The 8,712-nt window shown below is 71.3% G+C and carries 6 protein-coding genes; 5 read left to right on the top strand and 1 reads right to left on the bottom strand.

Annotation, left to right across the window (positions count from 1 at the left end; all coding sequences use genetic code 11):
- The coding region (gene clpX / locus ACLL9L_RS09310) for an ATP-dependent Clp protease ATP-binding subunit ClpX (RefSeq protein ID WP_411284371.1) at positions 1-1,107 on the top strand (1,107 nt) is incomplete at its 5' end.
- A gap of 91 nt (positions 1,108-1,198) precedes the next feature.
- Positions 1,199-1,825, top strand: a complete 627-nt coding sequence (locus tag ACLL9L_RS09305; RefSeq protein WP_411284370.1) for a hypothetical protein — start codon at positions 1,199-1,201, stop codon at positions 1,823-1,825.
- Positions 1,826-1,840: 15 nt separating this feature from the next.
- Here ACLL9L_RS09305 and valS read toward each other — a convergent pair whose 3' ends face one another.
- Positions 1,841-4,522, bottom strand: coding sequence for a valine--tRNA ligase (gene valS, locus ACLL9L_RS09300; protein WP_411284369.1), 2,682 nt, complete (start codon positions 4,520-4,522; stop codon positions 1,841-1,843).
- Between the two features lie 108 nt (positions 4,523-4,630).
- Here valS and ACLL9L_RS09295 point away from each other — a divergent pair, with 108 nt between their 5' ends.
- The 3 genes from ACLL9L_RS09295 to ACLL9L_RS09285 are packed head-to-tail and all read left to right on the top strand — an operon-like array spanning position 4,631 to position 8,634.
- Complete coding sequence (locus ACLL9L_RS09295; RefSeq protein ID WP_411284368.1) at positions 4,631-5,413, top strand: lysophospholipid acyltransferase family protein; 783 nt, start codon at positions 4,631-4,633, stop codon at positions 5,411-5,413.
- A gap of 45 nt (positions 5,414-5,458) precedes the next feature.
- On the top strand, positions 5,459-7,816 hold the full coding sequence (locus tag ACLL9L_RS09290) for a xanthine dehydrogenase family protein molybdopterin-binding subunit (protein ID WP_411284367.1): 2,358 nt from the start codon (positions 5,459-5,461) through the stop codon (positions 7,814-7,816).
- A gap of 26 nt (positions 7,817-7,842) precedes the next feature.
- Positions 7,843-8,634: a TIGR03936 family radical SAM-associated protein gene (locus ACLL9L_RS09285; protein WP_411284366.1), complete on the top strand. Its 792-nt coding sequence runs from the start codon at positions 7,843-7,845 to the stop codon at positions 8,632-8,634.
- The last annotated feature ends 78 nt before the right edge of the window (positions 8,635-8,712 follow it).

Here is an 8,712-nt window from a genome sequence, read left to right as displayed (position 1 = left end):
CTGCCCAAGCCACGGGAGATCTTCGACTTCCTGCAGAACTACGTCATCGGCCAGGACGTCGCCAAGAAGGCGCTCGCGGTGGCCGTCTACAACCACTACAAGCGGATCCAGGCGGGGGAGGGTGCCCCGGCCAAGAAGGACAACGACCACGTCGACATCGCCAAGTCCAACATCCTGCTCATCGGGCCGACCGGGTGCGGCAAGACCTACCTCGCGCAGACCCTCGCGAAGATGCTCAACGTCCCGTTCGCCATCGCCGACGCGACGGCGCTGACCGAGGCGGGCTACGTCGGTGAGGACGTCGAGAACATCCTCCTCAAGCTGATCCAGGCCGCGGACTACGACGTCAAGAAGGCCGAGACGGGCATCATCTACATCGACGAGGTCGACAAGATCGCCCGCAAGAGCGAGAACCCCTCGATCACCCGTGACGTCTCCGGTGAGGGCGTGCAGCAGGCGCTGCTGAAGATCCTCGAGGGCACGACCGCGTCGGTCCCCCCTCAGGGTGGTCGCAAGCACCCGCACCAGGAGTTCATCCAGATCGACACGACGAACGTCCTGTTCATCGTCGGTGGGGCGTTCGCCGGGCTGGAGAAGCTCGTCGAGTCGCGCAACGGCAAGAAGGGCCTCGGCTTCGGGTCGGAGCTGCACACGCCCAAGGACCTCGCCCAGTCGATCCACGAGGTCATGCCCGAGGACCTGATGAAGTTCGGCCTCATCCCCGAGTTCATCGGCCGGCTGCCGGTCATCACGACGGTCAGCCCCCTCGACCAGGCAGCGCTCGTCCAGATCCTCACCGAGCCGCGCAACGCCCTCATCAAGCAGTACCAGAAGATGTTCGACATCGACGGGGTAGAGCTCGAGTTCACCAAGGACGCCATCGAGGCCGTCGCCGACCAGGCCTTGCTGCGCGGCATCGGCGCCCGTGGCCTGCGCGCGATCATGGAGGAGGTGCTCCTCCCGGTGATGTTCGACGTGCCGAGCGAGGACGACATCGCCCGCGTGGTCGTCACCCGCGAGGTCGTCCTCGACAACGTCAACCCGACAATCGTGCGCCGTGAGGCCCCGGCCCGCGCCAAGCGCAGCCAGCGCAAGGAGAGCGCCTGACCCACGCAGGCACGGCATACCCCGGGTATGCCGTGAGCAGGCTGGGGGCCCACCGCGGTCGAGCAGCGACCGAGGAGGCAGGATCGGACGCATGCCCGAGCCCTTCCGTATCCACGTCGGCGACCGCGCGCCGGTCCAGCAGTCAGCGTTCACCTGTGGCTCCGCAGCACTGACCGTTGCGCGGATGCTCGTCGACCCGGTCTTCGCCCGGTGGGTCGTCGAGGGCGACGCCAGCGGTCACGACCTCCCGGCCGGCGACACGCCGGATCGCCGGGTGGCCGCCTTCGAGCAGGTGGTCGTGGGCCGCACCAACGATCTCGTGGGCGCCGGCGGCCGGATCCAGCTGCCGTGGCCGCGCCGGCTGGGCACCCCGCCGTGGGGGGCCCGGCTCGAGCTGGAGGCGGGCGCTGCCGAGGTCGGGATGCGCTACGGGGTCTCGTGGTGCCGGCTCGGGAGCCCGGTGGCGCTGCGTCGACGCCACGCGGAGCTGTCGCGGCGCGTGGGGGTGGGACGACCCGCGCTGCTCTACGTCGGCAGTGCCTTCCTGCCCAGACACGTCACCCTCGTCCTCCCGTCGCGGTCCGGGACCGGGCTGGACCTCTACGACCCGGCAACGGGGCAGGTGGCGCCGTTGCCGGTGCACCGCTTCGTCGCCCGGCGCCTGGGCGTTGCGGGATGGGACGTCCCCTGGTGCACCGTGCTGCCGAGCCGGTGCTGATGCACCCTCCCGTGGTCAGGCGCGTTGCTTCGGCTCCGGCGGGATGATCTCGGCGTCGCGGACCGCGAGCGTGCCGGCCACGGCATACGCGAGGCTCGTGACGTGGCCGGCGGCCTTGAGGTCGGCCTCGGCGGCGCGGACGTGGGCGAGCTGGATCTCGGTGCCCTGCAACGTCATCGAGGCGATCTCGGCGCGCATGCCGACCTTGGCCTCGGACTTGACCTTGCGCACCCCGGCGAGGGCGGCGCCGACGGAGTCGAGCAGGGCAGCACCGGCGCCTGCGGGGTCGTCGGCGGCGCCCGCGGGGCCGTCTGCGGCATCCCCGAGCTCGGTGCGGGTCGGCCACGGCGCGCGGTGCACCGAGCCCTCGTGGAACCACGACCAGACCTCCTCCGTGGCGAAGACGGCGACGGGGGCCAGCAGCCGCAGCTGGACGTCGAGGGCCAGTCGCAGTGCCGCCCGGGCGGAGGCGGCCTCCTCGTCGCTGACCTCGACGTCGCGCCCGCCGTAGGCCCGGTCCTTGACGAGCTCGAGGTAGTCGTCGCAGAAGGTCCAGAAGAACGACTCGGTGACCTCAAGGGCCTTGGCGTAGTCCATCGCCTCGTAGGCGGTCGTCGCCTGGTCCACGACGGCCCCGAGGGCCGCGAGCATCGCGCGGTCCAACGGGGCCGTGACGAGCGACGACAACTCGGTGGACGGGTCGACCTCGCCGAAGGACAGCGCGAACTTGCTCGCGTTGAGGACCTTGATCGCCAGGCGCCGGCCGACCTTCATCTGGGCCGTGTCGAGGGCCGCGTCGATGCCCATCCGCGCCGAGGCCGCCCAGTAGCGGACGGCGTCGGTGCCGTGCTCGATGAGCATGCCGATGGGCGTCGTCGCGTTGCCCTTGGACTTGCTCATCTTCTTGCGGTCGGGGTCGAGGATCCAGCCGTTGACCGTCGCGTTGCGCCACGGCAGCGATCCGTGCTCGAAGTGTGCCCGGACCACCGTCGCGAAGAGCCACGTCCGGATGATGTCGTGACCCTGCGGCCGCTGGTCCATCGGGAAGACGGCCGAGAACAGCTGGGGGTCGTCGAGCCAGCCCGCCGCGATCTGCGGGGACACCGACGAGGTGGCCCAGGTGTCCATGACGTCCGGGTCACCGGTGAAGCCCTCCGGCTGGTCGCGCTGTGACTCCTCGAACCCCTCGGGTGCCTCGGCCACCGGATCGACCGGCAGCGCGGATTCGTTTGGCACGATGGGGTGCTCGTGGTCCACATCGCCGTGCGCATCGACGGGGTACCAGACCGGGACCGGCACGCCGAAGAACCGCTGCCGGCTGACCAGCCAGTCGCCGTTGAGGCCGCCCACCCAGTTCTCGTAGCGCGAGCGCATGAACGCCGGGTGGAACGCGAGCTCCCGGCCCCGCTCGATCATCTCGGCGCGGATCGTCTCGTCCCGGCCACCGTTGCGGATGTACCACTGTCGCGAGGTGACGATCTCGAGCGGCTTGTCGCCCTTCTCGAAGAAGTTGGCCTTGCGCTGGGTGGCCGTCGGCTCCCCGTCGAGGTCACCCGACTCGCGCAGCGCGTCGACGACGGCGGTGCGCGCCGAGAACGTCGTCTTCGTGGCCATCTGGTCGAAGAGCGCCCGGCCACCATCGGCGCTGATCCACTCGGGCGTCTCGGCCCGGATCCGGCCGTCTCGGGTGATGACGGAGCGGGTCGGCAGCCGCAGCTCGCGCCACCACTGCACGTCGGTGAGGTCTCCGAAGGTGCAGCACATGGCGATGCCGGCGCCCTTGTCCATCTCGGCGAGCGGGTGGGCGAGGACGGGCACCTCGACCCCGAACAGCGGTGAGGTCACCGTGCTGCCGAACAACCCGGCATACCGCTCGTCGTCGGGGTTGGCGATGAGCGCAACGCACGCCGGGAGCAGCTCCGGCCTGGTCGTCTCGACGAACACCGGCGTCCCGTCGGGCTGGTGGAACGCGACGCGGTGGTAGGCGCCGGGGTAGTCGCGCGCCTCGAGCTCGGCCTGCGCGACGGCGGTCTGGAAGGTGACGTCCCACAGGCCCGGGGCCTCGGCCTGATAGGCCTCGCCGCGCGCCAGGTTGCGCAGGAAGAAGGCCTGGGAGACCGCCCGCGACCGGGTGTCGATGGTGCGATAGCTGATGTCCCAGTCCACCGACAGCCCGAGCCGGCGGAAGGTCTCCTCGAAGGTCTGCTCGTCCTTGACGGTGAGCACGTCGCACAGCTCGATGAAGTTGCGGCGGCTGACCGGATGCTGCGCGGACAGCTTCACCGCCTTGCCGGATGCGTCGGTGTCACCCTGCTGCGGCGGCTCGAACGCCTCGTCGTAGGGCAGGGTCGCGTCGCCGCGCACGCCGTAGTAGTTCTGCACCCGGCGCTCGGTCGGCAGGCCGTTGTCGTCCCAGCCGATGGGGTAGAACACCTCGAGGCCGGCCATCCGCTTGTAGCGCGCGATGCAGTCGGCCTGGGCGTAGCCGAAGACGTGCCCGATGTGCAGGGCCCCGCTCGCGGTGGGCGGCGGGGTGTCGATCGACCAGATCTGCTCGCGGCCGCCGGCCAGAGCACTCGCCCGGTCGAAGGTGTAGGTGCCCTGCTCCTTCCATACCGCGGCCCACTTGTCCTCGAGGCCGTCGACGGACGGCTTCTCCGGGATCTGTGTGGCGCGGATGGCGGAGTCACTGGTCATGGGGTGATCCTCCCAGACCCGCGGGGATGCACCCCAACCGTGGGGTGGTCGGGGGGGTGACGACGCCAGTCCGTCGCCGCGGCGGCGAAGGTCCCGTAGGTTGTCGGCATGGAGCCGGTCTACTCGTCCGTCGTCGCTGTCGCCCGCGGTGTCTTCGCCCTGCAGGGCCTGACGTTCACCATCACGGGCACCCACCACGTCCCGCTGTCGGGTGGCGGGGTGGTGGTCATCAACCACACCGGCTACCTGGACTTCACGTATGCCGGGCTGGCCGCCCGGGCGTCCAAGCGCCTGATCCGCTTCATGGCCAAGGACAGCGTCTTCCGGCACCGCCTCAGCGGCCCGTTGATGCGCGGCATGAAGCACATCCCCGTCGACCGATCGGCCGGGGGCGCGTCCTACGTCCGCGCCGTCCGCGACCTGCGGGCGGGCGAGCTCGTCGGGGTCTTCCCAGAGGCCACCATCTCGCGCTCCTTCGAGCTCAAGGAGTTCAAGAACGGGGCGGCCCGGATGGCCCAGGAGGCCGGTGTGCCGATGGTCCCCATGGTGATCTGGGGGTCGCAGCGGGTCTGGACCAAGGGACACCCCAAGCGCCTGGGCCGCACCTGCGTCCCGATCCGCATCGTCGTCGGCGACCCGATCCGCGTCGCGCCCGGCGAGAGCATCGACGAGGCAACGACCCGGATCCACGAGGTGATGTCGCAGCTGCTCCACGACCTCCAGGAGGGCTACGAGCCGATGACGGGCGAGGACCTGAAGTACCTCCCGGCCCGCCTCGGCGGCACGGCCCCCACGCTCGAGGACGCGACCCGGATCGAGGACGACGAGCGCCGCGAGATGATCCGCAGGGCGAGTGCCGAGCGCAAGGCCGCCCGGACCCCGAAGGCGTAGCCCTCGCCGAGCGCTCTTGCGGCCCAAGCGGATACAGTCACAAACATGGCCGGATCACTGCTGGGCAACGCCGTCCCCCGCGTCGAGGACCCCGACCTGCTCCGGGGCCGCGGTGACTTCGTCGACGACCTCACCGTGGAGGGGGCCCTGCACGCCGTCTTCGTCCGCAGCCCGATGGCCCACGCGAGGGTGAGCGTCGCGGACGTCGACGCCGCTCGCGCTGCCCCGGGGGTCGTCGGGGTCTTCACCGCCGCCGACCTGGATCTGAAGCCGGGCTTCACCTTCTTCGTCGTCAACAAGGACTGCGCCAGACCGCCGCTCGCGACCGACCGGGTCCGCTTCGTCGGTGAGCCGGTGGCCCTCGTCGTCGCCGCGACCCGGGCCCAGGCCGTCGACGCCGCCGAGCTGGTCGACGTCGACTACGTCCCGCTGCCGGCCGTCGTCGACATGGAGGAGGCGCTGGCCCCCGGAGCCCCGCTGCAGTTCGACGCCGTCCCCGGCAACATCGCGGCGGGGGAGCGCGGCCCCGAGCGTGACGTGCTCGCCGGAGCCACGCACGTCGCGCGAGCCCGGATCACCAACCCCCGGCTGGCCGTCGCCCCGATGGAGGGCAACGCCATACTCGCCGTCCCCGGCGGGCCGGACGCGGAGTACGACGTCACGGCATACATCGCGACGCAGATGCCGCACGGCGCCAAGGCCGCCATCGCCCGGGTCTTCGGTCTCGAGCCGGACCGTGTGCGGGTCGTCGCGCCGCACGTCGGGGGCGCGTTCGGCGGCAAGGCGGGGCTCCCGCCGGAGCACAGCGTCGTCATCGCCGCCGCGCGACGGCTCGGGCGTCCGGTCAAGTGGGCCGAGACCCGCTCCGAGGCGATGCTGTCGATGCAGGGCCGGGGGCAGGTGCAGTACGTCGAGCTCGGGCTGAGCGCCGAGGGCCGCTTCACCGGGCTGCGATGTCGGGTCGTCGGGGACTGCGGGGCGTATGCCGGGTTCGGCGGCACCTTCGCGCACAGCACGACCTACATCATGGCGCCGGGGGTCTACGACATCACCGAGCTCGACTATGCCGGGGTTGCGGCGTTGACGAACACCGCTCCCGTGGGAGCGTTCCGGGGTGCGGGACGGCCCGAGGCAGCAGCGATGATCGAGCGCATCGTCGACATCGCCGCGGACGAGCTCGGGCTCGACCCGGTCGAGATCCGGCGCCGCAACTTCATCGCGCCGAGCGCCTTCCCCTACGCCTCGTCCGCGGGGATGACCTATGACAACGGCGACTACGACCTCGCGCTCACGGAGGCGCTGCGGGTCGCGGACTACGACGGGCTGCGGCGCGAGCAGGCCGGGCGGCGAGAGCGTGGCGACGTGCGGGCGCTGGGGATCGGGGTGGCCTGCTACGCCGAGATCACGGGCGGCGGGGCGGGCGAGCTGGGGGTGGTCGAGGTGGGTGACGACGGAGCGGTGACCGTGCGGGCGGGGACCTCGGCCCACGGGCAGGGGCACGCCACGACCTTCTCGATGCTCGTCGCTGACCGGCTCGGGGTGCCGATGGAGCGGATCCGCTACGAGCAGTCCGACACTGCCCTCGTGCCCCGGGGCAGCGGGACCGGTGGCTCGCGCTCGCTCCAGCTCGGCGGCACCGCGGTCTCCCTCGCTACGGACACGGTGCTGGCGCAGGCGACGGAGGTGGCCGGGGTGCTCCTCGAGGCTGCTGCCGCGGACATCGAGCTCTCGGAGGGGCGCTTCCGGGTCGGCGGCGTGCCGGACGCGTCGGTCGGCTGGGACGAGGTGGCCGGCCGGGCAGCGGCCGACGGGACCCCGCTGCGGGCGGAGCACGACTTCGCGCCCAAGGATGCGACCTTCCCGTTCGGGGCCCATGTGTCCGTCGTGGAGGTCGACCTCGAGACCGGTCTCGTCACTCCGCGCCAGCACATCGCCGTCGACGACTGCGGACGGGTCCTCAACCCGCTGATCGTCGCCGGCCAGCAGCACGGGGGAGTGGCGCAGGGCATGTCGCAGGCGCTCTGGGAGCACTTCGCCTACGACGGCGACGGCAACCCGGTGACGGCGACGTTCGCCGACTACTCCATCCCGGCCGCGACCGAGTTCCCGGTCTTCACCGTGTCGAACACCGAGACCCCGACGCCGATGAACCCGTTGGGCGCCAAGGGTATCGGGGAGTCGGCGACCGTCGGGTCCACCCCCGCCGTCCAGAACGCGGTCGTGGACGCCCTGAGCCACCTGGGGGTCCGCCACATCGACATGCCGCTCACCCCGGACCGGGTCCTCGAGGCCGTCGCGCGGGCCGGTGCCGGCACGTCGCAGAACATCTGGCGGGAGCCGCCGCCGGTGTTCGCGGGTCTGCGGGTCCGTCGCGGCGGTCACGACGACGCGGCCACCATCTAAAGGTGCCATCGCGTAGCCTGCCCGCCATGGGTCGACCGCGTGTTCCCGAGGGGCCGGCGCCCGAGCGTGCCGTGCAGAAGCTGCGCGTGCGCTACGCAAAGCGGGGACGACTGCGGTTCTCCTCGACCCGTGACTTCCAGCGCGCCCTCGAGCGTGCCCTGAGGCGTGCCGACGTCCCGATGGCGTTCAGCGCCGGGTTCCACCCCCACCCGAAGATCTCCTACGCCAACGCCGCGCCGACCGGGACCGCGAGCGAGAGCGAGTACTTCGAGATCTCGGTGACCCGGCGGGTCGACCTCGACGCGGTGCGGACCGCGCTCGACGCTGCGCTACCCGAGGGCATCGACATCCTCCAGGTCGTCGAGGCGGCCCCGGGGGCCCTGGCGGACCGCCTGCAGGCCAGCGACTGGGTCCTGGCCTTTCGCGACGTGGAGCTCGACCGGCTTGCTGAGGTGGCCGCGACGTTCCTGGCGCAGGAGCGCGTCGAGGTCACCCGGACCTTCAAGACCGGCCCCCGGACCTTCGACGTGCGCTCCGCCGTGCTCTTCCTCGGGGCCGCGATGTCGGACACGGTGACGGACGCCGCGCCGCAGGTCGTCCCGTCGGGGGCGGGCAGGTGTGCGATACTGCGACTGGTCGTACGGCACACCACACCGGCCGTTCGCCCCGACGACATTCTGACCGCGCTGCGTGCAGTTGCCGATCTGGAGTCGCTGACGCCACCACTGGTGACGCGGCTGGCCCAAGGTCCGCTGAAGGACGCAACCGTGAGGGTGGCTGATCCACTGGCTGCCGACGAGAAGGCCGACGGCAGTTGAGCTGGTGCCGCGCACACACCGCGAGCCGACTCCCCTGTAGCACGACGACTTCCGTCCTGACGCGTCCGCGACAGTGAC

The organism is Lapillicoccus sp., assembly GCF_046595215.1.
Lineage (GTDB): Bacteria > Actinomycetota > Actinomycetes > Actinomycetales > Dermatophilaceae > Lapillicoccus.
Note: the sequence above shows the minus strand (reverse complement) of the source record. Positions and strands in the feature narration are given on the sequence as shown.